Raw genomic sequence first — 22,745 nt, 5'->3', positions numbered from 1 at the left:
ACGCCAGCGCCTAGGCCAACGCCGAGGCGAGCGCCACCGCGTCCGCGCCGGCTGGAATCCGCATCGGCGACTGCGGATCCGTGACGGCGCGCCAGACGGCCTCTGCCACGTCCTGCGCGACGGTCACCGGCGTCGACAGGTCGCGCACCGCCGCGAAGACCTGGTCACGGAACGCCACGTAGGCTTCGGGCACGTCGGGGCTCATCAGCTTGCGGGCGTTGTCGCCAAAGCTCGTCGTCGGCGAGCGGCCCGGCAACACCAGCCGTGCGCGGATGTTGAAGGGCGCCAGCTCCAGCGCGAGCGACTCGGTGAACGCGTTGACCGCCGCCTTGCTGCCCGTGTAGACCGACAGCAGCGGCAGCGACTTCAGCGTCACGCTCGACGTGACGTTCACCACCACGCCCGCGCGGCGCTCGCGGAACTGCGGCAGCACCGCCTGCGTCATCGCGATGGTGCCGAGCACGTTGGTCTCGTAAAGCGCGCGGGCGTTGGCCATGTCGACGGCCTCCAGCGACGACAGCAGGCCGACGCCGGCGTTGTTGACCAGCGCATCGATCGGACCGGCGTCCTCGAGGCATCGGCGGATGCCGTCGGCATCGGTGACGTCGAGCGGCAGCACACGAAGGGCTTCGGACTTCGGGAGCAGGTTCTCGCGCGGCGTGCGCATCGTCGCGACGACGCGCCATCCCTGGTCGAGGAAGAAACGTGCCGTCTCGAGGCCGAAGCCGGACGAGCAGCCGGTGATCAGGACGGTGGAAACACGGGACATGGAGAACTCCTGGTGGGGGGAGCCCGCACGATAAGGAGCGCGATCCGGACTGGCTACACTGCGGCGTCCATTGGTTTGTCGAGATCGTCCAGATGATCGATCCCCTGGCGGAAGTCGTGTCGCTGCTGCGACCGCAGGCGCCGTTCTCCAAGCTCGTGATCGCCTCTGCGCCCTGGGCCGTGCGCCGGAGCGAAACGGGGCGGCCGTTCTACTTCGTCGCGCTCGAAGGGTCGTGCCACCTGACGATCGAGGGTCCCACGGGCAGCCAGACGATCACGGTGCGCCAGGGCGATTTCGTCCTGCTGCCGGCCGCGCGCAACTTCGCCACCTCGAGCCTGGATCGCGAGCCGCCGCGCGAGGGCGAACCCGTCACCACGCCGATCGCGCCGATGCCCGGCGGCGCGCGCATCGGCGACCCGGACGGGAAGGTCGACATGCGGATGCTGGTCGGCCACTGCGTGCTCGGCTCGCCGGACGCGGAGCTGCTGGTGTCGCTGCTGCCGCAATGGGTCCATGTGCCCGGGGAGCGTCGCCTGTCGACGTTGGTCCAGCTGGTCGGCGACGAATCCCGTGCCGATCGGCCCGCGCGGGAGATCGTGATGTCCCGCCTGCTGGAGGTGCTGCTGATCGAGGCCTTCCGCTCGACGGCGAGCACGGCGCAAACGCCGGGGCTGGTGCGGGGCCTGGCCGATCCGAAGCTGGCACAGGCGCTGCGGCGCATGCATGCGGCCCCCGCGCTGCCGTGGACGGTGGTCGAGCTGGCGAAGGAGGCGTCGATGTCGCGCTCCGCCTTCTTCGAGCGCTTCAGCCGTGCGATCGGCGTCGCGCCCATGGCCTACCTGCTCGCGTGGCGCATGGCGCTGGCCAAACGATGGCTGCGGCAGCGCGAGCTGTCGATCGCGGAGATCGCCGAGCGCGTGGGCTACAGCGCCGTCGGTCCGTTCGGCGTGGCGTTCACGCGGCATGTGGGCATGCCCCCGGGGCGGTTCGCCCGGCGTGGCAGGGAAAGCAGGGATGTCGAGGTCTGATCTGTCCAAGTCTGTGTGGAACGGCGCCACGCTGCTGGGCCTGGTGGCCATCCTGTTCTGGAGCACGTCCGTCGGCGTCACGCGCAGCACGATCGAGTTCCTCGGCCGGACCGGCGCGCCAGCGGTGCTCTTCACGGTGGCCGCGCTGCTGCTCCTGCCGACCCGCACCTCGCTGCGCGCGCTGCCGCGCCCTTACCTGTGGCTGGGCGCCGCGCTGTTCGTCGGGTATGAGCTGTGCTTCGTCCTGGCGCTCGGCTTCGCGCGCTCTCGGCACGAGGCCATCGAGGTCGGCATGGTCAATTACCTCTGGCCCAGCCTCACCGTGCTGTGCTCGGCGATCGCGGGCCGCCAGCGGCTGAACGCGCTGATGCTGTCCGGGCTCGCGCTGGCCTTCGCGGGCGTGGTCGCGGCGTCCTCGCCGCCGGAAGGCCTGTCGCTGAGCCGCTTCTTCCACAACGCCGCGTCGAACCCGCTCAGCTACGGCCTCGCCTTCATCGGCGCCATCGTGTGGGCCCTCTACAGCACCTGCACCAGGCACATGGCCGAGGGGAAGAACGCGCTCTGGTTCTTCATGGCGTTGAGCGCGGTCGGCTTCTGGATCGTGCACGCGCTCAACGCGGAACGGACGCCGATGAACGGGTCGACGCACATCGTCGTCCAGGTCGCGCTGGCGAGCGCGGCCGTGACGCTCGCCTACCTGCTGTGGAACATCGGCATGCTGCGCGGGAACATCCAGGTGCTCGGCCTGGCGGCCAACGCGACACCATTGATGTCGGCGCTGTTCGCGTCGTTGCTGCTGAGCGCGCCCTTGCCGCCGGTGTTCTGGGGCGGGGCGGCGATGGTGGCCGCCGGCTCGCTGGTCGCGGGGATCGGGGCCAGGCGGTCGGCCTGATCCGCCTGCGCGGCCCCCTCAAACGCGGGGTGCGGCATTCCCGCCTCCGGGCTTCCCCGCAACCTCCTTGTCACGAAGCGACCCTACGCTCCGGCCGTTCCTTTACGTGCGTGAAGTCAAGCGCACAACATCACACATTTGCTGACAAAGTTTTGCCGTAAACGTTTGCGCAAACTTTTGGTCTCACCAAATCCAGTCCGAGGGTCGCCATGACATTCAAATCCTTCCTGCTCGCCGCAGGCCTACTGCTCACCGGTCTCGCGCACGCGGACACCGTCGCGTTGTGGAGCTACAGCCCCGACCGGGGCGGCATCATCTCCACCAAACCGACGTACACCGACAACGGCAACGCGTCCTTCGACCCGCTGGGCGTCAGCTCCACCTTCGTCAGCCAGTCCGGCTCGTCGGACACCACCGCCGGTTCGATGGCGCTCAACACCGCCGGCTACGCCGCGCAAGGCAGCGGCGATCGCACGACCGGCGTGCGGTTCTCGATCGACACCACCGGCTTCCAGGACATCGTCCTGAGCTTCGACCAGCGCAACAGCGCCACCGCCTCCGCCTGGACCGCGCTGCAGTACACGCTCGACGGCGAGAACTGGATCGAGGCCACCACCTTCCGCATGCTGCGCGACAGCGTCTTCGTGAAGGGACTGGGCTTCGACTTCTCCGACATCGCCGGCGTCGACAACAACGCCAACTTCGCGGTGCAACTGGTCAGCATGTTCGCGCCCGGCACGCAGGGCTACAGCGCCACCGGCGCCTCGAGCAATTACGGCACCGCCGGGACCATCCGCTACGACATGGTCCTGTTCGCCGGCTCGCTGATCCCCGAGGTCGAGGTGCCGGAAGTGCCCGAGCCCGCCTCGATCGCGCTGACCCTGGTCGCGCTGGGCGCGATGAGCGTGAGCCTCCGCCGCCGCAAGCAAGCCTGAACAACGTCGAGGAGAACATCCCCATGAGCTTCCGCACCCTGTTCCCGATCACCGGACGCGCCGTGCTGCGCGTCACCACCCTCAGCGCCCTGGCCGTCATGCTGACCGCCTGCGGCGGCGGCCTCAACGGCGAGAAGCCGGCGGCGCAACAGCAGGCGGCCGCGCCGGACGACCGCGCGACCGCGCTGACCGCCGACCCGTCGGCCAAGTACCCGGACCATCATGAGTTCGACGCCGCGCTGGACGTGCCCTTCACCGGCGCCGAAGCCACCGGCGCGCGCGAGTTCGCGGTCCATCTGGACTACGTCGGCGCCCCCGCCGGCACGCTGCTGGCCTACCGGGTCGAGCTGCGCTCGCCCGCCGGGGCCGTCGTCAAGCGCTGGAGCGGCGTCGAGAAGTACGCCGGCGACGTCAAGTCGGTCCCGCTGAACTGGGCCGGCCGCACCGACGCGACCCTGCCGGACGGCCTCTACACCGCGACGTTGACGGCGCTCAGCGCCAAGGCGGACACCGCGCTCAAGGGCTCGGGCGCCGACGCGCAGTTCGCCGAGATCCTCGCCGCCCAGCAGGCTGGCGAAGGCGGCCACGCGGTCGAGCAGAGCTGGACCTTCGCCCTCGGCAAGCCGGCCAAGGTCGCGATGGGCACGCTGCGTCCGCTGGCGATGGGCGCCTCGGGCGAGTCCGACCAGCGCGCGCGCGTGCAGTCGGCGGCGGTGGGCGCGGGCTCCTGGCCCTACACCATCTACTACGGCAGCTTCCACGGCCAGACCAACGACTCCGACGGCGGCGGCGCCATCGGCAGCTGCAGCTCGTCGCAGCCGGCGCAGACCGGCGCCTTCGGTCCCGACGCGGCCTTCCCGTACGCCAAGGGCGCGGGCCTGGACATCTTCGCCAACACCGACCACAACCACTACTACGACGGCTCGTCGAGCACCAACACCGGCGGCAGCGCCACCGCCGCCAAGGCGCGCTACCAGCGCGGCCTGCAGATCGCGGCCGACTACAGCGCGGCCAACGCCGGCTTCCTCGCCGTGTACGGCATGGAGTGGGGCGTCATCAACAACGGCGGCCACCTGAACATCTTCAACAGCAACGAGCTGTTCTCGTGGGAATACAACGCGCAGAACGAGCTCTTCGGCGACCGCTACATCGCCAAGAACGACTACGCGACGCTGTACTCGGTGATGCGCGCGCAAGGCCTGATCGGCCAGTTCAACCATCCGGACTCGAGCGGCCAGTTCATCATCAACGGCACCGACATGGCCTACAGCGCCGACGGCGACGAGGTGATGGTGATGTCCGAGGTGATGAACACCTCCGCGTTCTCGTCCAACACGACCGAGACCGAGACCTCGCGCAGCTCCTACGAGGGCTCGTGGAAGAAGCTGCTGGAGCGCGGCTTCCACGTGGCGCCGGCGACCAACCAGGACAACCACTGCGCCAATTGGGGCAAGTCCTACACGAACCGGACCGCGGTGCTGATCCCCACGGGCACGGCGCTGAGCAAGGCCGCGCTGGTCGACGCGCTGAAGGCGCGCCGCGTCTTCGCGACGCTGGACAAGAACTCGCAGCTGATCTTCAGCGCCAACGGCAAGATCATGGGCGAGCGCTTCGACAATGCCGGCGCGCTCGCGCTGAACGTCGGGTTCTACAACCCGAACGGCCGCACGGTGGTGCAGACCGAGATCTGGGAGGGCGTCCCCGGCCGCAACGGCACGGTCACGCTGCTGAGCAGCAGCCCGACCGCGACGATCACGCCGGCCAACGGCAAGCATTTCTACTACGCCAAGGTCACGCAGGACGACGGCAAGGTGCTGTGGTCCGCGCCGATCTGGGTCAACCAGGGCGTCAGCGGCGGCGACACCACGCCGCCGTCGGTGACGGCCGCGGTGAACGGCACGACCGGCACGATCACCTTCTCCGCCACCGCCAGCGACAACATCGGCGTGACGCAGGTGGAGTTCTGGCTGGACGGCGCGCTGCGCGACATCGACACGACGTCGCCATACGCGATCGACGTCAACTCGACCCAGCTGACCAACGGCACGCACAGCCTCGTGGCCAAGGCCTACGACGCGGCCGGCAACACGACGACGTCCGCGCCGGTGAGCTTCACCGTCAACAACGTCGTCGACGCGGCGGACGAAGTCGAGCCCAACAACACGATCGCCGCGGCGAACGCCCTGGGCAGCCGCAACCAGCTGACCGGCTTCATCGGCAGCGCCGCCGACATCGACTTCTTCAAGGTCACGCTGGCCGCCAACCAGCGCCTGCGCGTGGACATGACCGGCCCGACCTCGGCGAGCATCGACTACGACCTGTACGTGGTGAAGTCCACCGGCACGGGCCTGGCGCGCTCGGAGGCGGTCGGCAGCACGGAGTCGCTGACGTACCAGAACGGCGCGACCGCGCAGACGGTCTACATCAAGGTGATGTCGTACACGGGAGCTAGCACGACCTCGCCCTACAAGCTGACCATCAGCTATCCCTGATGAAGGCACACGGCCGCCAAAGGGCGGCCGACGAGGAGTAGGAGAAGTCGGAGTCGGAGTCGGAGTCGGAGTCGGAGTCGCGAGCGCTCTCGCTCTTGCTCTTGCTCTTGCTCTCCCTTTTGCTCCCTCTCCCGCTTGCGGGAGAGGGCGGGGGTGAGGGCCAGCGGCCGGTGAAGTCAGAGGAAGGCGGTCCCGAGAAGGACCGCCTTTTTCGTCAGCGCGCCGCGTGAGCTTGCTTGTCCGTCCGCTCCGGGGACGACTCCCAACCGCCGCCCAGCGCGAGGAACAGCTGCACCTGCTCGTCGATCAGCGTCGCCTCGGACGCCGCGAGTGCGGCATCGCTCGCGGCGAGCGCCCGCTCGGCGTCGAGCGCGTCCAGGTAGCCGACCTTGCCGCCCTGGTACAGCCGCCGGGCCTGTCCGGCGACGATCGCCGCCTCGTCGCGCGAGGCCTGCAGCGCCGCGCGGCGATCCAGCTCGCGGGCGTACTGGTTGAGGGCGGTCTCGGTCTCGCGCAGCGCGTTCAGCACGGTGCCGTCAAAGCGCGCCGCGGCCTGCCGCGTGCCCGCTTCGGCCTGCGCGATCCGCGCGTCGGCGATGCCGTTGTTCGGCAAGGTCCAGGAGATCAGCGGACCGAGGCTCCAGCTCAGCGTGTCGCTCTTGCCGAAGCCCGCGAGCGTGCCCGCCGAGCCGGCCGACAGGCCCAGACTGATCTTCGGATACCGGTCCGCGATCGCGACGCCGATGCGCGCCGTCGCCGCATGGAGTTCGCGCTCGGCCTGCCGGATGTCGGGACGGCGGCGCAGCAGCGCGGCGCCGTCGCCGACGGGAATCGTGCCGGTCACCTGCGGTGCGACATGGCACTCGGCCAGTTCTTGCGGGAAGTCCTCCGGCAGCTCGCCGGTCAAGGTCGCGAGCCGGTACAGCGCCGATTGCCGCTGCGCCAGCAAGGGCGGCAGCGCCGCGCGCAACTGCTGGAGCTGGCTGCGGGCGCGCGCCGCGTCGATCTCGCCGACGCGGCCGGCGCGCTGCAGTCGCTCGGTGACGTCGATCGCCTCGCGCTGCAGATCGACCGAATGCTGCGCGGAGGCGAGCCGCTGGCCGGTCGCGCAGGCCTCCGCATACGCACGTGCCGTGCCCGCCGCCACGTTCACCTTGACCAGGTCGAGCGCGGCCGCGGCGGCCTCGCTGCTCGCGTGCGACGACTCGATCGCGCGACGGATCTGGCCGAACAGGTCGAGCTGGTAGGAGAGGCCCACGCCGGCGCTGTAGCGATAGGTGTCGGGCGGCACGTAGTCCTTCTTCAGCATCGACAGGCCCGACGGGTGTCCGTAACTCGGTCCGCCGTTGACGCTGACGGTCGGCTTCTCGCCGCCGGCGACCTCGGATTCGAAGGCCTGCACGCGCTCGAGATTCGCGACCGCCTGGCGCAGATCGGTGTTGCGCGCGAGCGCCTGTTCCACCAACGCATCCAGCTTCGGATCCTGGAACAGCCGCCACCAGTGCGGCGGCAGCGGCGTGGCATCGAACGGTACGGATGGCCCGGCCTCGCCCTTGGCGTCGGCATCGTTCTTCGCGGCCTCCGCCGCACGTTGCTGTTCAAGGAAGGTGGCTGAGGCGCGCGGCTTCAGCACGACGGCCTCGGCGGGCACCTGATAGTCCGGACCTTTGGGCGCCGTGGAACAGGCGGCCAGCGCCGCGGCTGCGATCACCGCCAGCAGGGGCTTCATCGCGCTTGTCATGACTTCGCCCCCGTCTTCACGGCCGCAGTGACCGTCGATGCGGGAATCACCTGCACGGTCACCGTCTGCCCCGCGACGAGCCGCTCGCCCGGCGGCAGCGGATCGAGCTTCACCCGCACCGGCACGCGCTGCGGCAGCCGCACCCAGTTGAAGGTCGGGTTCACGCTGGGCAGCAGGTTGGCGCTGGTGCTGCGGTCGCGGTCGGCGATGCCGGCGGAGAGGCTGTCGACGCGACCCGTCAGCGCGCGGCTCGCGCCCATCGGCTTGACCTCGACGGCGTCGCCGACGTGGATGCGGGGCAGCTTGGTCTCCTCGAAGTAGCCCTCGACGTAGAGCGAGCCCGCGTCCACGAGCGCGAGCACCGGATGCCCGGCGCTCGCATAGGCGCCCTGGCGCAGGTCGAAGTTGGTGATGGTGCCGGCGGACGGGGCGCGGATCTCGGCGCGCGCCAGGTTGAGTTTGGCGCTGTCGACGGCCACCTCGGCCTGCGCGACGGCGGCACGGGCTTGCTCCGCGCGGCTGCGGGTCTGCTCACTCGCTTCCTGCGAGACCAGCGAGCCGAGTCCCTTGTTGCGATCGGCCTCGCGCAGCGCCTGCGCCAGCGCGACCTTCTGCGCCGACAACTGCGCCTGCGATTGCCGCAGCGCCAGCTCGTAGCGCGCGCGGTCGACCTCGAACAGCAGCGCGCCGGCGGCGACCTGCTGGTTGTCCTGCACCGGCACGGCGGTGACCAGGCCGGAGACGTCCGGCGCGATCTGCACGACGTTGGCGCGCACGCGACCGTCGCGCGTCCAGGGCTGGAGTTCGTAGCGGTCCCAGAGCCTGCCGGCCGCCCACAGGGCGCCGCCGACCACCGCGAGGGTGACGGCCATCGAGATCAAGCGGCGAAGGGGGAAGGAGGAGGTGTTCATGTCGTCGGGTCCGGACTTGCGGAGAGTCATTCGTTGATCGGTCGGAGGCGAGGTCGTTGTCATCCCGGCCCGTGCAGCAGGCGAAGCGAGGCGACGCTCAGGCCCCATAGCAGCAGCACGTAGACCGCGAGGTCGAACAGCGCCGGATGCCAGATCCAGCGGTATGCGCCGACCGAGGCCAGCAGCCGCCGCACCGCGGACAGCGCCAGCAGCGCCAGCGCCGCGAGCGGCATCAGCCAGGGCAGATAAAGCCCGAAGAAATCCACTGCGCCGGTCATGCCGGGTTCTCCTTGTTCAGATCGTTCGAGTGAGCCGGGTCAGCGGTGTCAGTCGGGGCGGTCAGGTTCATCTCTTCGGAGGCGCCGAGGTCGTTGGCGGCGACGGCGTCGACAGGAAGCTGTGGCGTCGGCGCCTGCGGGAACAGGTTGCGACGCAGGCCCATGAGCGCGCTGGCGGCGGGGATCGCCGCCACGGGCAGCGCCTGCGAGGTGGGGTAGGCCGCGACGAGCCCGGCGAGCGCCGCGTCCAGCCGATCCAGCACGGCGGCCGGCGGCGACGCGATCGCGTCGGCCCGACCGGCGATGCGGTCCCGCTGCCAATCGCCGATGGCGGTCAGCAGGGGCTGCAGCGGCAGCGCCGCCGCTTGCGGCAGCCGGCCGCGCGCAGCCTGGAGCGCGACCAGGTCGGCGCCGACGCGCAGGTCGTGCAGGGCATCGTCGGTGGGCACGCCCGGCACCGAGCCGCCCGCTTGCGCGACGCGCGGCGCCAGCAGCGAGATGCGGTCCAGCATGCGCAGCAGATAGGCCTGCGCGCGGCCGGCGGAACGGGGCAGGCGGGCGAGCTCGTCGAGCTCGCGCCAGGTCGCGCGCTGGATGCGCCGGGCGCTCCAGTCGGCGCCGACGGAGCGCATGAGCCGCGTGACCTGCGCCGCGACGAAGACGCCGGCCAACTGGCCCGACATCGAGTTGAGGAAGCTCGTCAGGTCCGCCTGCGCCGTGTCGTGCATCACCAGCGTGCCGATCACGCCGAACAGGAAGGGCAATGCGGCGCCGAAGGTCGAAGGCCGGCCGACGTACGCGCCGACGATCAGGAACATCGGCGCGCAGACGGCCATCAGCGTCCACATGTCCCGCACCAGCGGCAGCAGCACCAGCACGTAGATGGCGCCGAAGGGCATCGACAGCACCGTCCAGCGGAGGAAGCCGTGGATGGCCGGCACCGGGTCGTCCATCGCCGCGAAGAAGCAGCAGAAGATCGCCGCCATCATCGCGGCCGCCGAGCCCATCGGCCAGCCGGTGAGGATCCAGAACGCGCAGCAGACCAGGATCGCGATCAGCGCGGCCGCGCCGGACCACAGCGCCATGCCCATGTCCCGGTGCAGCTTGGGGCCGCTCAGCGCCGGCCCGGGGCGCGAGGGCATGGCCTCGCCCGCGAGGCCGCGGTCGATGTCGGCCCGCAGGTGCATGCAATGCAGCCAGCCCTCGAGCAGCGCGCTCATCCGCTCCGCCAGCGCAACGCGCAGCAGGCGCGCCCACGGGTCGTCGGCCAGGCGATGGCGCGCCGCCTCGCCGGTCAACGCGGCGAGTTGCGCGCGCAGGGCGGGCAGTCGGGCCTGGGCCTCGGTGGCCGGCAGTGCGAGCCACGGGCCGATGGCGGCCAGCATCGCGCGCACGTCGTCGGGCAACCGGCCGGCGTCGCCGCCATGCGCTTCGAGCGCCTGCAGCCGGTCCTCGACGCCCGCCAGCAGCGGCGTCAGCGCGGCGACGCCGTCCTGCATCGCATGCACGGCATCGGCGGTCCAGCGCAGGTGGCTGGTGTCGAAGGGGATGTGGATCGACAGCAGCCGCAGCTGCGTGATGTCGCCGGCGACGCGGCGACGGTCCGCGCCGCCGTCGCGGCGGGCGGCGATGTCGCCCAGCCAGGCGCGCGTGTCCCCCAGCGTGCGGTCCAGCAGACCCAGCACCGAGCTCGACAGGCTGTTGGGCAGCACCAGGCTGTGCACCAGCGTCGCGGCCAGCACGCCCAGGCCGATCTCCTCCAGGCGCGCGACGGCGGTGTCGAAGATCGCCAGCGGCGTGTCCACCGACGGGAAGCCGATCAGCGCGGCCGTGTAGCCGGCCAGCATGAAGGCATAGGCGCGCGGCGTGCGGTCGCGCAGCGACAGGCACAGGCAGCCCGCGACCCACAGCGCGAGCGCCAGGCTCAGCAGCTCCGGCGCGTTGGCGAAGCGGGGCACCAGCAGCACCGCCGCCGCGCCGCCGATCAGGGTGCCGATGAAGCGGAACAGCCCCTTCGAACGCACCGCGCCGGCCAGCGGATTCGCGACGACATAGGCCGTCATCAGCGCCCAGAACGGCCGCGGTTGGCCCGCCCAGCTGGCCAGGAACACCGCCAGCATCGCGGCAGCGAAGGCCTTGAACGAGAAGAGCCATTCAGCGGCCGTGAAGCCGGGGCGCAGCACGGCCGGCAGCGTCGGCAGCCGCAGTGGCGGCAGCCGCAATGACGGCGTCCGGAGCGACGGCACCCGCTGCATCGGCACTCGGAGCTTCGGCAGCCGCATCGACGGCCGGCGCAGCAAAGGGAGGGAGAGGGTGGGGAACTTCATGACCGCGGTACGGCTTGGGTCTCGGCGTCACTTGCGCCGCGGCGGCACGACCGCCTTCGGCGCGCCGACCCGCTCCGACAGCGTGGCGAAGACGCGCAGCGCGGCCTCGATGTCGGCGTCCGGGATGCCCTCGTAGAGCGCGTTGCGCAGGTCGCGCAGCGTGTCCTCGATCTGCTCGCAGGCGTCCGCGCCCAGCGCGGTCAGGTGCAGCGTCCTGGCGCGGCGGTCGTCGGGATCCTCGTGGCGCTCGATGAAGCCGCCGCTGATCAGCTGCTCCACCGAACGCGTCAGCGACGGTCCCTCGATGCTCAGCAGCGTCGCCAGTTCGCCCTGGCGCAGGCCGTCGCCGCGACGGCCGATCATGACCAGGGGCCAGGCGAGCGCCTGCGACAGCCCCACGACAGGGGCCATGGCCAGGTTGGCCTTGGCGCGGTACGCCCGCTCCAGGACGGGCAGCGTCATGCCGATCGACATCAGCGCGGTCTCGCGCGCGGTGCGCGTCAGGGTGCGCGTCGGGGTGTGGGGCGGCTTGGAGCTCGAGGACGTCATGACCGCGATTCTAATTAGGTAGCTTGCTATCTAATTCAGTAGGGTCATTCCGATCGGACGGATCCGTTGCGCAGGGGCAAGGGCGCCTCGCGGCGGCGAGGGGCAAAAGAAAACGGCCGATCTCCCGACCGGCCGTTGCTTTTTCGCGTCGCGGGCTGTCAAGCCCGTGTCGCGACTTTGGGTGTCAGTCCTTGTCCTTCATCGTCAGCATCCGGTTGGTCCGCAGCGCCACCAGCGTGACGATGGAGCCCGAGAGCAGGTAGACGGTGACCGCCCACAGCCCGAACTTCGCCGACAGGCCCAGCGCCACCAGCGGGGCGAAGGCCGCGCCGATGATCCAGGCCAGGTCCGAGGTCAGCGCCGCGCCCGTGTAGCGGAAGCGGGGCAGGAAGTTGGACGTCACCGCGCCCGAGGACTGGCCGTAGGACAGCCCCAGCAGCACGAAGCCCACCAGGATGAAGATGTTCTGGCCCATGCTGCCGCTGTCCAGCAGGATGGGCGCGAACAGGCTGAAGATCCCGATCGTCGTGGCGAGCATGCCCAAGGTGCTGCGCCGGCCGATGCGGTCCGCGATCATCCCGGAGATGGGCATCGCCGCCGCCGCCAGCAGGGCGCCGATGACCTGCACGATCAGGAACTGCGTGACGTTCTGGTCGCCGTAGAGCATCACCCACGACAGCGGGAACACCGTGACGATGTGGAACAGCGCGTAGCTGGCCAGCGCGGCGAACGCGCCGATGAACAGCGTGGTGCCCTGCTGCTCGAACAGCTCGTCCGTGTCGCAGGGATCGAGCTCGTGCTCCTCCATGTTCTTCTCGTACTCGTGCGTCACGACCAGGCGCAGGCGTGCGAACAGCGCCACGACGTTGATCGCGAAGGCCGCGAAGAACGGATAACGCCAGCCCCAGCTCAGGAAGTCGATGGTCGCCAGGCTGCTCCACAGGTAGGCGTAGAGCGCCGCCGCGATCAGGAAGCCGATGGGCGCGCCGAGCTGCCCCAGCATCGCGTACCAGCCGCGCCGGCCCTCGGGGGCGTTCAGCGCCAGCAGCGAGGGCAGGCCGTCCCAGGACCCGCCCAGGGCCAGGCCTTGACCGATCCGGCACAGCGCCAGCAGGCCGATGGCCGCGCCGCCCCAGGTGTTGAACCCGGGCAGCACGGCGATCGTGCAGGTCGAGATGCCCAGCAGGAACAGCGCCACCGTCAGCTTCACGCTGCGGCCGAAGCGCCGCTGGATCTCCATCCCGACCAGCGTGCCGATCGGGCGCACCACGAAGGCCAGCGCCAGCAGGGCGAAGGCGTACAGCGTCCCCTCCAGGCGCTCCATGTGCGGGAAGAAGATCGACGGGAACACCAGCACCGAGGCGATGCCGTAGACGAAGAAGTCGAAGTACTCGGACGCCCGGCCGCTCACCACGCCCACCGCGATGTCGCCCGGGGCGACCGCGTCCTGCTCCTCCTTCGTCGCCACCCCGGTGCCTCGCGGCAGCGGCTGGCCCACGGTCGCCAGGTGTTGCCCGGCTGTTGAAAGGGTGCTGCTGTTCATACGTCTCCTACCTGGGACAAAATGTCCAATAGTTAGCTTTGGTCAATCGGGCAAAATCTGCGCCCGGCGTGCAACGGTCGACAAGTGTCGTTTTCCCCTTTATCGCTTTCCCTTCGGAAGAAACCCCACCAGGTTCCGGACGACGGGTTCCCGAGGCCTTCTCGGGGCGAAAAGGGGGTTCCGCGTGAACTACGCCTGATGGTCTGCTGAGTCCCATGTACCTCAAAGCATCTGCAAAAACAAGTCTCGCCGGCCCGATCCGGTCACTGGCCCGTCTCGGGCTGCTGGCCCTGGTGCTGCCCCTCACCGCCTGCAACCTGGTCGTGATGAAACCTTCGGGCGACATCGCGAACCAGCAGGCGCAGCTCATCGTCGCATCGACGCTGCTGATGCTGCTGATCATCGTCCCGGTGATCATCCTCACCCTGGTCTTCGCCTTCCGCTACCGCGCGTCCAACACCCAGGCGACCTATTCGCCGGAGTGGGACCACTCGACGCGGCTGGAACTGATCATCTGGGGCGCGCCGCTGCTGATCATCATCGCGCTGGGCGCGATGACCTGGATCAGCACCCACAAGCTGGACCCCTTCCGCCCGCTCGAACGGCTGGACGCGCAGCGCGCGATCCCCGCCGGCGTCGAGCCGCTGAACGTCGAGGTCGTGGCGCTGGACTGGAAGTGGCTGTTCATCTATCCGGAGCAGGGCGTGGCGACGGTCAACGAACTGGTCGCGCCGGTGGACCGCCCGATCCACTTCAAGATCAGCTCGTCGACCGTGATGAACGCGTTCTACGTGCCCGCCATGGCCGGCATGATCTACGCGATGCCCGGCATGCAGAGCCAGCTCCACGCCGTGATCAACAAGCCCGGCGTGTATGACGGCTTCTCCGCCAACTTCAGCGGCGACGGCTTCTCGCACATGCGCTTCAAGTTCCACGGCCTGTCCAACGACGAGTTCGCCGCCTGGGTCGAGCGCAACAAGGCCGACGGCGTCGCGCTGACCAAGGAGCTGTACCTCGATCTCGAGAAGCCGTCCGAGCGCCAGCCGGTGCGCCGCTTCTCCAGCATCGCCCCCGGCCTGTTCGACGCGGTCGTCAATCGCTGCGTCGACGGTTCCAAGATGTGCATGGGCCAGATGATGGCCATCGACGCCGCCGGCGGCGGCGGCAAGGGCGCCATCGACGGCCTGGCCAGCAAGCCCTGGAGCAATGAGCAGAAGCGGATCTTCGTGGCCGCGCTGTGCACGCCTGACAACGCGGGGCAGTACGCCTCGCAGTGGCAGGCCTCGGCCACCCGTAACTGATCGGCGTCCCCGGCGTCCGCTGTGAACAGCTGCGCCGGAACCGCAAGCACAACAGAGATCCAAGATGATTGACGTTCAAAAGCTCATCTTCGGGCGCCTCAGCCTGGAGGCGCTTCCGCTGCACGAGCCGATCCTGATCGGCACCTTCGCGATGGTCGCCCTGGGCGGCCTCTTCGTCCTCGCCCTGATGACGAAGTTCAAGCTGTGGTGCCCCTTCTGGCGCGACTGGGTGACCAGCATCGACCACAAGAAGATCGGCATCATGTACATCGTGCTGGGCCTGGTCATGCTGCTGCGCGGCTTCGCCGACGCGCTCATGATGCGCGCGCAGCAGGCCATCGCCTTCGGCGACCAGCTGGGCTTCCTGCCCCCGCACCACTACGACCAGGTCTTCACCGCCCACGGCGTGATCATGATCTTCTTCGTGGCGATGCCGTTGATCACCGGCTTCATGAACTACGTCGTGCCGCTGCAGATCGGCGCGCGCGACGTGGCCTTCCCGTTCCTGAACAACTTCAGCTTCTGGATGACCACCGGCGGCGCCGTGCTGTGCATGGCCTCGCTGTTCGTCGGCGAATTCGCGCGCACCGGCTGGCTGGCCTATCCGCCGCTGTCGGGGCTGCTCGCCAGCCCGGGCGTGGGGGTGGACTACTACATCTGGTCGCTGCAGGTCGCGGGGGTCGGCACCACGCTCTCGGGCATCAACCTGATCGCGACCATCATCAAGATGCGCGCGCCGGGCATGACCATGATGAAGATGCCGGTCTTCACCTGGACCTCGCTGTGCTCGAACATCCTGATCGTGGCCTCGTTCCCGATCCTGACCGCGGCGCTGGCGCTGCTGTCGCTGGACCGTTACGCCGGCACCAACTTCTTCACGACCGATCTTGGCGGCAACGCCATGATGTACATCAACCTGATCTGGATCTGGGGCCACCCCGAGGTCTACATCCTGGTGCTGCCGGCCTTCGGCATCTTCTCTGAGGTGGTCTCCACCTTCAGCCAGAAGAAGCTGTTCGGCTACGCGTCGATGGTCTATGCGACCGTCGTGATCACCATCCTGTCCTACCTCGTGTGGCTGCACCACTTCTTCACGATGGGGTCGGGGGCCAGCGTCAACTCGTTCTTCGGCATCACGACGATGATCATCTCGATCCCGACGGGCGCGAAGATCTTCAACTGGCTGTTCACGATGTACCGCGGCCGCATCAAGTTCGAGGTCCCGATGTACTGGACCGTCGGCTTCATGGTCACCTTCGTGATCGGTGGCATGACGGGCGTGCTGCTGGCGGTGCCGCCGGCCGACTTCGTGCTGCACAACTCGCTGTTCCTGATCGCCCACTTCCACAACGTGATCATCGGCGGCGTGCTGTTCGGCCTGCTGGCGGGCATCTCGTTCTGGTTCCCGAAAGCCTTCGGCTACAAGCTGGATCCGTTCTGGGGCAAGTGCTCGTTCTGGTTCTGGCAGATCGGCTTCTTCGTGGCCTTCACGCCGCTGTACGTCCTGGGCCTGATGGGCGTGACGCGCCGCATGAGCCACTTCGACGATCCGTCGTTCCAGATCTGGTTCCAGATCGCCGCCTTCGGCGCGCTGCTGATCGCGGCGGGCATCGGCAGCTTCCTGATCCAGCTGGTGGTGAGCTACTTCAAGCGCGACCAGCTGCGCGATTTCGACGGCGATCCGTGGCAGGGCCGCACGCTGGAGTGGTCGACCTCGTCGCCCCCGCCGCAGTACAACTTCGCGTTCACGCCGGTGGTCCACGACCACGACGCGTGGCACGACATGAAGACCCGGGGCCACCAGCGTCCGGTCGCCGGCTTCAAGGAGATCCACATGCCGAAGAACACCGGCGCCGGCGTGATCCTGGCCGGCCTGTCGACCCTGTTCGGCTTCGCCCTGATCTGGCACATGTGGCTGGTGGCGGGTGTCGCCTTCGCGGTGACCGTCATCGCGGCGATCGTCCACACCTTCAACTACAAGCGCGACTACTACATCCCCGCGGATGAAGTGGCCCGCACGGAAGAAGCCCGCACCAAGGTGCTGGCCGCCCAGGCCTGATTCCGCAGCGAGCGAACTCCAAATGCAAGCAACGACCATGACGAACAACACCGGCACGCCGGTGTTCTACGACAACGGCGACCATCACCCGCAGCACGGCACGCTCCTCGGGTTCTGGATCTACCTGATGAGCGACTGCCTCATCTTCGCGGTGCTGTTCGCAACGTATGCGGTGCTGGGCCGCAGCTACGCGGCCGGCCCGTCGGGCGCCGACCTCTTCGACCTGCCGCTGGTGGCGCTGAACACCGGTTTCCTGCTGCTCTCCTCGATCACCTATGGCTTCGCCATGATCAAGATGCTGGGCAACAAGAAGACCGGCACGCTGGCCTGGCTGGCGATCACCGGCGTGCTCGGCCTGTGCTTCCTGGCGGTGGAACTCTATGAGTTCGCGCACCTGATCCATGAAGGCGCGGGTCCGCAGCGCAGCGCCTTCCTGTCGTCGTTCTTCACGCTGGTCGGCACGCACGGCCTGCACGTCACCTTCGGCTGCATCTGGCTGGTCACGCTGATGATCCAGGTCAGCAAGCTGGGCTTGACCAAGGAGAACAAGCGCCGCCTGATCTGCCTGTCGATGTTCTGGCACTTCCTGGACGTGATCTGGATCGGTGTCTTCACCTTCGTTTATCTGATGGGAGTGCTGCCGTGAGCAACAACCACCAACACGACCACGGCCATGACGCGCATGGCCACGACCATGGCCATGGCGGCCACGGCCACGACGATCATGAGGACGTCGGCTACCACGCCACCGTCAAGGGCTACCTGATCGGCTTCCTGCTGTCGCTGATCCTGACGGCGATCCCGTTCTTCCTGGTGATGACGAAGTCGATCTCGTCGTCGGCGGCGATGGGCATCGTGCTGCTGGGCTTCGCGGCCGTGCAGATCGTGGTCCACATGGTGTACTTCCTGCACATGAACTCGAAGGTCGAGGGCGGCTGGTCCATGCTGTCGCTGATCTTCACGATCGCCGTCGTGGTGATCATGCTGGCCGGCTCGATCTGGGTGATGTTCCACCTGAACAGCAACATGATGCCGGTCCACGACATGCGCAACATGCCCTGATGACCGCGTTCCTCACGGAACCGCAGCGGCCGCGCCGCGGCATCGCCTTCTGGGCGTTGCTGCTGGGCGCGGCCCTTTCATTTGCGGTGTTCATTTCGCTGGGCGTCTGGCAGCTGCAGCGGCTGGCGTGGAAGGAAGACCTGATCGCGCGGCTGGACAAGCGGCTGGCGGCGGCGCCCGAGCGCGCGCCCGGCGCGGACCGCTGGAGCGCGATCACCAAGGACGGCGACGAGTACCGCAAGGTCGCGCTCACCGGCAGCTTCGACCACTCGCGCGAGACGCTGGTGGGCGCGAGCACCGAGCTCGGCACCGGCTACTGGGTGCTGACGCCGCTGCGCACCGAGCGCGGCGACTGGGTGCTGGTCAACCGCGGCTTCGTGCCGCCGGAGTTCAAGACCCGCGCGTCGCGCACGGCGTCGGAGACGCAGGGCGAGGACAAGGTCGTCGGCCTGCTGCGCATGACGGAGCCGGGGGGTAGCCTGCTGCGCAAGAACGAGCCGGCGCAGGACCGCTGGTACTCGCGCGACGTCGAGGCGATCGCCAAGGCGCGCCAGGTCGTCGAGGGCCCGGTGGCGCCGTACTTCGTCGATGCCGCCGCGGCCGACGACCAGACGCAATGGCCGCGCGGCGGGCTGACGGTGGTGCGCTTCAACAACCATCACCTGCAGTACGCGCTGACCTGGTTCGCGATGGCGGCGATGCTCGCGGGCGTCGGCTTCTGGCTGTGGCGCTTCGATCGCCGCCGCACGACGGACTGAGGCCGCGACCATGCCCTTGAGCCGTCCCGATCCGGACGACGACCACCCCGACGACAGCCGCTACCTGGACGGCGCGGCCGGGGCGCTGGGCATCGAGGACTCCTCCGGCGAGGGCGCGCTGCAGGCCGGCCGCAACAACCTGCAGCAGCTGGTGCAGCTGCGCTGGCTGGCGGCGGCGGGGCAGTTCGGCACGGTGCTGTCGGTGCACTTCGCGCTGCACATCCGGCTGCCGATGCCGGAGATGATGACGCTGCTGGCGATCCTGGTGCTGTTCAACGTCGCCTGCTGGCTGCGCACGCGCTGGGTGCCGAGCGTGCGCAACGCCGAGCTCTTCGCCGGCCTGCTCGTCGACATCGCCGTGCTCAGCGGCCAGCTGTACTACAGCGGCGGCGTCACCAACCCCTTCATCTTCCTGTTCCTGCTGCAGATCGCGGTGGGCGCGGTGCTGCTGCCTTCGCGCTACATCTGGTTCACGGTGGCGGTGACAGGCGGCTGCTTCGTCGCGCTGACGCAGTGGCACCAGCCGCTGCTGGTGCCGGACATGGAAGGCCTGGCGCTGCCGACGCACTACATCGGCGGCCTGCTGATCTGCTTCGCGATCAACGCGGCGCTGCTGGTGATCTTCATCCAGCGCATCGGGCGCAACCTGCGCCAGCGCGACGCGCGGCTGGCCGACCTGCGCCAGCGCGCCGCCGAGGAGGAGCACATCGTCCGCATGGGCCTGCTGGCCTCGGGCGCGGCGCACGAGCTCGGCACGCCGCTGGCGACGCTGTCGGTGATCCTGGGCGACTGGTCGCGGATGGCTCCGTTCGCCGGCGATCCGGAGCTGCGCGAGGAGATCGAGGAGATGCAGATCCAGCTGGGCCGCTGCAAGGCCATCGTCAGCGGCATCCTGATGTCGGCGGGCGAGCTGCGCGGCGAGGCGCCGACGGTGACCACGCTGCAGGCCTTCCTTGACGAACTGGCCGGGCACTGGCGCGCGACGCGTCCGCATCACGGCCTCGAGTACCTGCCGGCGCCGGACCTGCCGAAGATGCGCATCGTCTCGGACGTCGGGCTCAAGCAGATGATCGACAACGTGCTGGACAACGCGCTCGAGGCCGCGCCGGGCCGTCCGGTGACGCTGCGCGCGCTGGCCGATGACGGCGAGCTGGTGCTGCGCGTGAGCGACCGCGGGGCGGGTTTCCTGCCCGAGATGCTGGAGCGCTTCGGCAAGCCGTATCAATCGAGCAAGGGCCGGGCGGGCGGCGGGCTGGGCTTGTTCCTCGCGCTGAACGTGGTGCGCTCGCTGGGCGGCAAGCTGCAGGCGCGCAACCGGCCGGCGGAAGAGGGCGGCGGCGCGGAAGTCGAAATCCGCATGCCCCTGTCCGCACTGGCGCCCCTTGGACTCCCCGACAATGCTGCCCATGACGCCGGATGACCTGATCGCCGATACCGACCGCCTGCTGCTGATCGTCGAGGACGACGACGCGTTCGCGCGCACGCTGTCGCGCTCGTTCGAGCGCCGCGGCTACCAGGTGCTGCGCGCGACGAGCGTGGAGCAGGTGCAGAAGCTGCTGACCGATCGCGGCCCGGAGGAGGCGCCGGAATACGCGGTCGTCGACCTGAAGCTGGCGGGCGGCGGCTCGGGCCTGGCCTGCGTGCAGACCTTGCACGAGCACGACCCGGAGATGGTGATCGTGGTGCTGACCGGCTACGCGAGCATCGCGACGGCGGTGGAGGCGATCAAGCTGGGCGCGCGGCACTACCTCGCGAAGCCGGCGAACACCGACGACATCGAGGCCGCGTTCTCGCGTGCGCAGGGCGATGCGGAGGTCGAGGTCACCGACCGCGCCACCACGTCCATCAAGACGCTGGAGTGGGAGCACATCCACGAGACGCTGGCGGCGACGGACTTCAACATCTCGGAAACCGCGCGGCGGCTGGGCATGCACCGGCGCACGCTGGCACGCAAGCTGGAGAAGCAGCGGGTGAAGTGATTCCGCAACACCGCTCGTGTGGCGCGCGTCGGAGCGGGCTTATCCTTTTCTGACTGCGGTGAGGTTGCCGCAGTGGAAGGAGAGTGAATGAAGCCCTCTGAAGCACTCGCTCTGAAGCGGGACCAACTGGGCGCCATCGTGGCCCGATATCCCACCACAGCCAACCTGCGTGTGTACGGGTCGGTGCTGCATGGCAAGGATCAGGACAACGAGGAACTGGACCTGCTGGTGGACGCGCTGCCCGGTGCCACACTGTTCCATCTGGGTGGTCTCTACAGCGACCTGGAAGAGTTGCTGGGTGTTCCCGTGTGCCTGCTGACGCCCCCTGAGGTGCCGGTCAAATATCGCAGTCGGGTTCTCGCTGAGGCGCGGCCTGTATGAGCCGCTTCACCTTGGTGGATCATTTGGAGCACATGCAGGAGGCCGCGATCTTCGCGTGCAACCATGTGGACGGACTCGGCAAGGCCGATTTTCTGGAGGACAAGAAGACGCAACACGCTGTGCTCTTCAATATCCTGGTCTTGGGAAGAAGCTGCGGCGAGGCTGCTGGCGGAGCATGAGGCGTTCCTTGCCGCCAATGAGCAGCTGCCGTGGGGCCTCATGAGGGGATTGCGCAATCGGATTGCCCATCGCGCCATCGACATCAACATTCACATGATCTGGGACACGGTGGAGGTTCATCTTGTCGACCTGCTGAGGCAATTGCCTGCGGTGCAGGCAGCCGCGATCAACGAAGGCTGATTTCAGAACCAGAAACGACAGAAGGGGCCGCGAGGCCCCTTCGTCGTGTTGAGCGTTCGACGCTCGCCTGAGCCGCGCTCAGTTCGTGCGCGTCGCCGCCGGCGCGCGCATCACGCGCGACTTGCCGCCGGTGGTGACGATGATCACCGGCTCGCCGGAGGCGAAGTTCTCATTGCCCTGCGCCTGGACGATCGCGCGACGTTCGCCGTTGCGCAGCTGCAGCAGGATCTCGACCGCCTGTTCCTTCGTCGTGCTGCGCTCCACCGCGTTGCCCAGCGCCGCACCGGCCACCGCGCCCAGCACGCCGACGATCACGCCCTCGCGGCTGCCACCGACGCTGCCGCCGGCCACGCCGCCCGCCACCGCACCCGCGACCGCGCCGACACCGCTCTGCGAGCCGTCCACCGTCACCGGGCGCCAGGACAGCACCGTGGCGTCCTGCACCTGCGACATGCGCTGCGCGTCGCCGCGCTGGATGACGTCGGGATTCGTCGTGGTGCAGGCGGCCAGGGCCACCACCATCGTGGCAATCAGCAGCTTCTTCATCTCAGTTCTCCAATCGATGCACGGCCAACGAACATCAGTGCGTCGCCGTTGACCAGGCAACAAGTCTTTACCTCGACGGCATGCGGCATGCCGCCCCCTCGAAGGGGCATGAAAAGACTCTACAGGAGTCGCCTTTGAAGGCTCTTAAGCCGATGCGAACGACTGCGATGGCAGCGCGGATAAGCGCTGACTCAGATCGGATAAAGCCGCGACGACTTCGGCACGCTCGCCAGCAGGAACTCCATCTGGTCCGCCACGATGCGGCGGCCGCGCAGGATCATGTCCTCATGCAGGCTGGGCACGTAGGGCAGGTAGAGGAGGGCCATGTGCGCCTCTTCCGGCGTGCGGTTGCCCTTGCGGCCGTTGCAGGCGCGGCAGGCGGTGATGCAGTTCATCCAGGTGTCGCGGCCGTTGCGCGACACCGGTTGGATGTGCTCCCGCGTCAGCAGGTCCGCATGCAGCACGTGCCCGCAGTAGGCGCAGACATGGCGATCCCGCGCGAACAGCTTGAAGTTGGACAAGGCCGGCGCTTGGCGCCACGCGCGGCTCGGCACCGCGCCGCGGACCGCCACGATCGGATGCAGCTCGATCCGAGATTGCAGCCCGGTCAGCCGCTGGTATCCGCCGCGCAGGACGTGGAAGGGCTCCCCCAGCGTCCACGCGATGGCGTCGCTGGCGTACAGCACCGCTGCTTCCTTCGACGAGATCCAGGCCTGCGGTCGGCCCGAGATGTCCAGCTGGAGAACGTCCACGGTCGTTGACCTCCTGCGACGAAGAGTAATCCAGTCGGCGGGGGCAATTCAAGTGCCGGACGGGCACGGTGGTGCCGCCGAG

The 22,745-nt window shown here is 68.7% G+C and carries 23 protein-coding genes; 14 read left to right on the top strand and 9 right to left on the bottom strand.

Going from position 1 to position 22,745, the window contains the following annotated elements; genetic code table 11:
• Positions 1-10: 10 nt before the first annotated feature.
• Positions 11-769: an SDR family oxidoreductase gene (locus AC07O8_RS14745; RefSeq protein WP_495048743.1), complete on the bottom strand. Its 759-nt coding sequence runs from the start codon at positions 767-769 to the stop codon at positions 11-13.
• A gap of 92 nt (positions 770-861) precedes the next feature.
• On the opposite strand from AC07O8_RS14745, the gene AC07O8_RS14740 reads away from it, so the two are divergent.
• From AC07O8_RS14740 to AC07O8_RS14725, 4 genes are all read left to right on the top strand, one after another.
• A complete protein-coding gene (locus AC07O8_RS14740) occupies positions 862-1,797 on the top strand; it encodes an AraC family transcriptional regulator (RefSeq protein ID WP_495048742.1) in 936 nt (311 codons plus the stop codon).
• Positions 1,784-2,689: an aromatic amino acid DMT transporter YddG gene (gene yddG, locus AC07O8_RS14735; protein ID WP_495048741.1), complete on the top strand. Its 906-nt coding sequence runs from the start codon at positions 1,784-1,786 to the stop codon at positions 2,687-2,689. The genes AC07O8_RS14740 and yddG overlap by 14 nt, the downstream gene beginning before the upstream one ends.
• A gap of 209 nt (positions 2,690-2,898) precedes the next feature.
• Complete coding sequence (locus tag AC07O8_RS14730; protein WP_495048740.1) at positions 2,899-3,624, top strand: PEP-CTERM sorting domain-containing protein; 726 nt, start codon at positions 2,899-2,901, stop codon at positions 3,622-3,624.
• A gap of 23 nt (positions 3,625-3,647) precedes the next feature.
• Positions 3,648-6,116, top strand: coding sequence for a CehA/McbA family metallohydrolase (locus AC07O8_RS14725; RefSeq protein ID WP_495048739.1), 2,469 nt, complete (start codon positions 3,648-3,650; stop codon positions 6,114-6,116).
• A gap of 214 nt (positions 6,117-6,330) precedes the next feature.
• On the opposite strand, the gene AC07O8_RS14720 is transcribed toward AC07O8_RS14725, so the two are convergent.
• The 6 genes from AC07O8_RS14720 to AC07O8_RS14695 all read right to left on the bottom strand — a co-directional run bounded on the left by AC07O8_RS14720 (position 6,331) and on the right by AC07O8_RS14695 (position 13,465).
• A complete protein-coding gene (locus AC07O8_RS14720) occupies positions 6,331-7,845 on the bottom strand; it encodes an efflux transporter outer membrane subunit (protein ID WP_495048738.1) in 1,515 nt (504 codons plus the stop codon).
• An 8-nt stretch (positions 7,846-7,853) separates the two neighbouring features.
• Entirely contained in the window at positions 7,854-8,768 is a 915-nt protein-coding gene (locus tag AC07O8_RS14715) for an efflux RND transporter periplasmic adaptor subunit (RefSeq protein ID WP_495048737.1), read from the bottom strand.
• A 59-nt stretch (positions 8,769-8,827) separates the two neighbouring features.
• Positions 8,828-9,046 carry a DUF1656 domain-containing protein gene (locus tag AC07O8_RS14710; protein ID WP_331614413.1) on the bottom strand — a complete coding sequence of 73 codons (219 nt, stop codon included), beginning with the start codon at positions 9,044-9,046 and terminating at the stop codon, positions 8,828-8,830.
• Positions 9,043-11,238 (bottom strand): FUSC family protein, encoded by a 2,196-nt coding sequence (locus AC07O8_RS14705; protein WP_495049097.1) that lies wholly within the window; start codon positions 11,236-11,238, stop codon positions 9,043-9,045. The genes AC07O8_RS14710 and AC07O8_RS14705 overlap by 4 nt, the downstream gene beginning before the upstream one ends.
• Positions 11,239-11,400: 162 nt before the next feature.
• On the bottom strand, positions 11,401-11,922 hold the full coding sequence (locus AC07O8_RS14700) for a MarR family winged helix-turn-helix transcriptional regulator (RefSeq protein ID WP_495048736.1): 522 nt from the start codon (positions 11,920-11,922) through the stop codon (positions 11,401-11,403).
• A 184-nt stretch (positions 11,923-12,106) separates the two neighbouring features.
• Positions 12,107-13,465 (bottom strand): MFS transporter, encoded by a 1,359-nt coding sequence (locus AC07O8_RS14695; RefSeq protein WP_495048735.1) that lies wholly within the window; start codon positions 13,463-13,465, stop codon positions 12,107-12,109.
• A gap of 215 nt (positions 13,466-13,680) precedes the next feature.
• On the opposite strand from AC07O8_RS14695, the gene cyoA reads away from it, so the two are divergent.
• The 10 genes from cyoA to AC07O8_RS14645 all read left to right on the top strand — a co-directional run bounded on the left by cyoA (position 13,681) and on the right by AC07O8_RS14645 (position 21,365).
• Positions 13,681-14,766, top strand: coding sequence for a ubiquinol oxidase subunit II (gene cyoA, locus AC07O8_RS14690; protein WP_495048734.1), 1,086 nt, complete (start codon positions 13,681-13,683; stop codon positions 14,764-14,766).
• Positions 14,767-14,830: 64 nt separating this feature from the next.
• Entirely contained in the window at positions 14,831-16,825 is a 1,995-nt protein-coding gene (gene cyoB, locus AC07O8_RS14685; RefSeq protein WP_495048733.1) for a cytochrome o ubiquinol oxidase subunit I, read from the top strand.
• Between the two features lie 37 nt (positions 16,826-16,862).
• Positions 16,863-17,471, top strand: coding sequence for a cytochrome o ubiquinol oxidase subunit III (gene cyoC, locus AC07O8_RS14680; protein ID WP_431105026.1), 609 nt, complete (start codon positions 16,863-16,865; stop codon positions 17,469-17,471).
• Positions 17,468-17,887, top strand: a complete 420-nt coding sequence (gene cyoD, locus AC07O8_RS14675) for a cytochrome o ubiquinol oxidase subunit IV (protein ID WP_495048732.1) — start codon at positions 17,468-17,470, stop codon at positions 17,885-17,887. The genes cyoC and cyoD overlap by 4 nt, the downstream gene beginning before the upstream one ends.
• A complete protein-coding gene (locus AC07O8_RS14670; RefSeq protein WP_495048731.1) occupies positions 17,887-18,645 on the top strand; it encodes an SURF1 family protein in 759 nt (252 codons plus the stop codon). Before cyoD ends, AC07O8_RS14670 begins: the two co-directional genes overlap by 1 nt.
• Positions 18,646-18,655: 10 nt before the next feature.
• Positions 18,656-20,065, top strand: coding sequence for an ATP-binding protein (locus AC07O8_RS14665; protein WP_495048730.1), 1,410 nt, complete (start codon positions 18,656-18,658; stop codon positions 20,063-20,065).
• A complete protein-coding gene (locus AC07O8_RS14660; protein WP_495048729.1) occupies positions 20,052-20,624 on the top strand; it encodes a response regulator transcription factor in 573 nt (190 codons plus the stop codon). Before AC07O8_RS14665 ends, AC07O8_RS14660 begins: the two co-directional genes overlap by 14 nt.
• A gap of 87 nt (positions 20,625-20,711) precedes the next feature.
• On the top strand, positions 20,712-21,005 hold the full coding sequence (locus tag AC07O8_RS14655) for a nucleotidyltransferase family protein (RefSeq protein WP_495048728.1): 294 nt from the start codon (positions 20,712-20,714) through the stop codon (positions 21,003-21,005).
• Positions 21,002-21,184: a HepT-like ribonuclease domain-containing protein gene (locus AC07O8_RS14650; RefSeq protein WP_495048727.1), complete on the top strand. Its 183-nt coding sequence runs from the start codon at positions 21,002-21,004 to the stop codon at positions 21,182-21,184. Before AC07O8_RS14655 ends, AC07O8_RS14650 begins: the two co-directional genes overlap by 4 nt.
• A 40-nt stretch (positions 21,185-21,224) precedes the next feature.
• Positions 21,225-21,365, top strand: a complete 141-nt coding sequence (locus AC07O8_RS14645) for a HepT-like ribonuclease domain-containing protein (protein ID WP_495048726.1) — start codon at positions 21,225-21,227, stop codon at positions 21,363-21,365.
• A 78-nt stretch (positions 21,366-21,443) separates the two neighbouring features.
• On the opposite strand, the gene AC07O8_RS14640 is transcribed toward AC07O8_RS14645, so the two are convergent.
• Positions 21,444-21,911 carry an outer membrane lipoprotein gene (locus AC07O8_RS14640; protein ID WP_297524564.1) on the bottom strand — a complete coding sequence of 156 codons (468 nt, stop codon included), beginning with the start codon at positions 21,909-21,911 and terminating at the stop codon, positions 21,444-21,446.
• Between the two features lie 191 nt (positions 21,912-22,102).
• Positions 22,103-22,663: an HNH endonuclease gene (locus AC07O8_RS14635; RefSeq protein ID WP_297524563.1), complete on the bottom strand. Its 561-nt coding sequence runs from the start codon at positions 22,661-22,663 to the stop codon at positions 22,103-22,105.
• Between the last annotated feature and the right edge of the window lie 82 nt (positions 22,664-22,745).

This window comes from Roseateles sp. GW821-FHT09G09, assembly GCF_059415965.1.
Note: the sequence above shows the minus strand (reverse complement) of the source record. Positions and strands in the feature narration are given on the sequence as shown.

Excerpts from the sequence above, each read along its gene's own strand:
- AC07O8_RS14745 (WP_495048743.1), bottom strand. The coding sequence starts at position 769 with ATGTCCCGTGTTTCCACCGTCCTGATCACCGGCTGCTCGTCCGGCTTC.
- AC07O8_RS14740 (WP_495048742.1), top strand. The coding sequence starts at position 862 with ATGATCGATCCCCTGGCGGAAGTCGTGTCGCTGCTGCGACCGCAGGCG.
- yddG (WP_495048741.1), top strand. The coding sequence starts at position 1,784 with ATGTCGAGGTCTGATCTGTCCAAGTCTGTGTGGAACGGCGCCACGCTG.
- AC07O8_RS14730 (WP_495048740.1), top strand. The coding sequence starts at position 2,899 with ATGACATTCAAATCCTTCCTGCTCGCCGCAGGCCTACTGCTCACCGGT.
- AC07O8_RS14725 (WP_495048739.1), top strand. The coding sequence starts at position 3,648 with ATGAGCTTCCGCACCCTGTTCCCGATCACCGGACGCGCCGTGCTGCGC.
- AC07O8_RS14720 (WP_495048738.1), bottom strand. The coding sequence starts at position 7,845 with ATGAAGCCCCTGCTGGCGGTGATCGCAGCCGCGGCGCTGGCCGCCTGT.
- AC07O8_RS14715 (WP_495048737.1), bottom strand. The coding sequence starts at position 8,768 with ATGAACACCTCCTCCTTCCCCCTTCGCCGCTTGATCTCGATGGCCGTC.
- AC07O8_RS14710 (WP_331614413.1), bottom strand. The coding sequence starts at position 9,046 with ATGACCGGCGCAGTGGATTTCTTCGGGCTTTATCTGCCCTGGCTGATG.
- AC07O8_RS14700 (WP_495048736.1), bottom strand. The coding sequence starts at position 11,922 with ATGACGTCCTCGAGCTCCAAGCCGCCCCACACCCCGACGCGCACCCTG.
- AC07O8_RS14695 (WP_495048735.1), bottom strand. The coding sequence starts at position 13,465 with ATGAACAGCAGCACCCTTTCAACAGCCGGGCAACACCTGGCGACCGTG.
- cyoA (WP_495048734.1), top strand. The coding sequence starts at position 13,681 with ATGTACCTCAAAGCATCTGCAAAAACAAGTCTCGCCGGCCCGATCCGG.
- cyoB (WP_495048733.1), top strand. The coding sequence starts at position 14,831 with ATGATTGACGTTCAAAAGCTCATCTTCGGGCGCCTCAGCCTGGAGGCG.
- cyoC (WP_431105026.1), top strand. The coding sequence starts at position 16,863 with ATGACGAACAACACCGGCACGCCGGTGTTCTACGACAACGGCGACCAT.
- AC07O8_RS14670 (WP_495048731.1), top strand. The coding sequence starts at position 17,887 with ATGACCGCGTTCCTCACGGAACCGCAGCGGCCGCGCCGCGGCATCGCC.
- AC07O8_RS14665 (WP_495048730.1), top strand. The coding sequence starts at position 18,656 with ATGCCCTTGAGCCGTCCCGATCCGGACGACGACCACCCCGACGACAGC.
- AC07O8_RS14660 (WP_495048729.1), top strand. The coding sequence starts at position 20,052 with ATGACGCCGGATGACCTGATCGCCGATACCGACCGCCTGCTGCTGATC.
- AC07O8_RS14655 (WP_495048728.1), top strand. The coding sequence starts at position 20,712 with ATGAAGCCCTCTGAAGCACTCGCTCTGAAGCGGGACCAACTGGGCGCC.
- AC07O8_RS14650 (WP_495048727.1), top strand. The coding sequence starts at position 21,002 with ATGAGCCGCTTCACCTTGGTGGATCATTTGGAGCACATGCAGGAGGCC.
- AC07O8_RS14645 (WP_495048726.1), top strand. The coding sequence starts at position 21,225 with ATGAGGGGATTGCGCAATCGGATTGCCCATCGCGCCATCGACATCAAC.
- AC07O8_RS14640 (WP_297524564.1), bottom strand. The coding sequence starts at position 21,911 with ATGAAGAAGCTGCTGATTGCCACGATGGTGGTGGCCCTGGCCGCCTGC.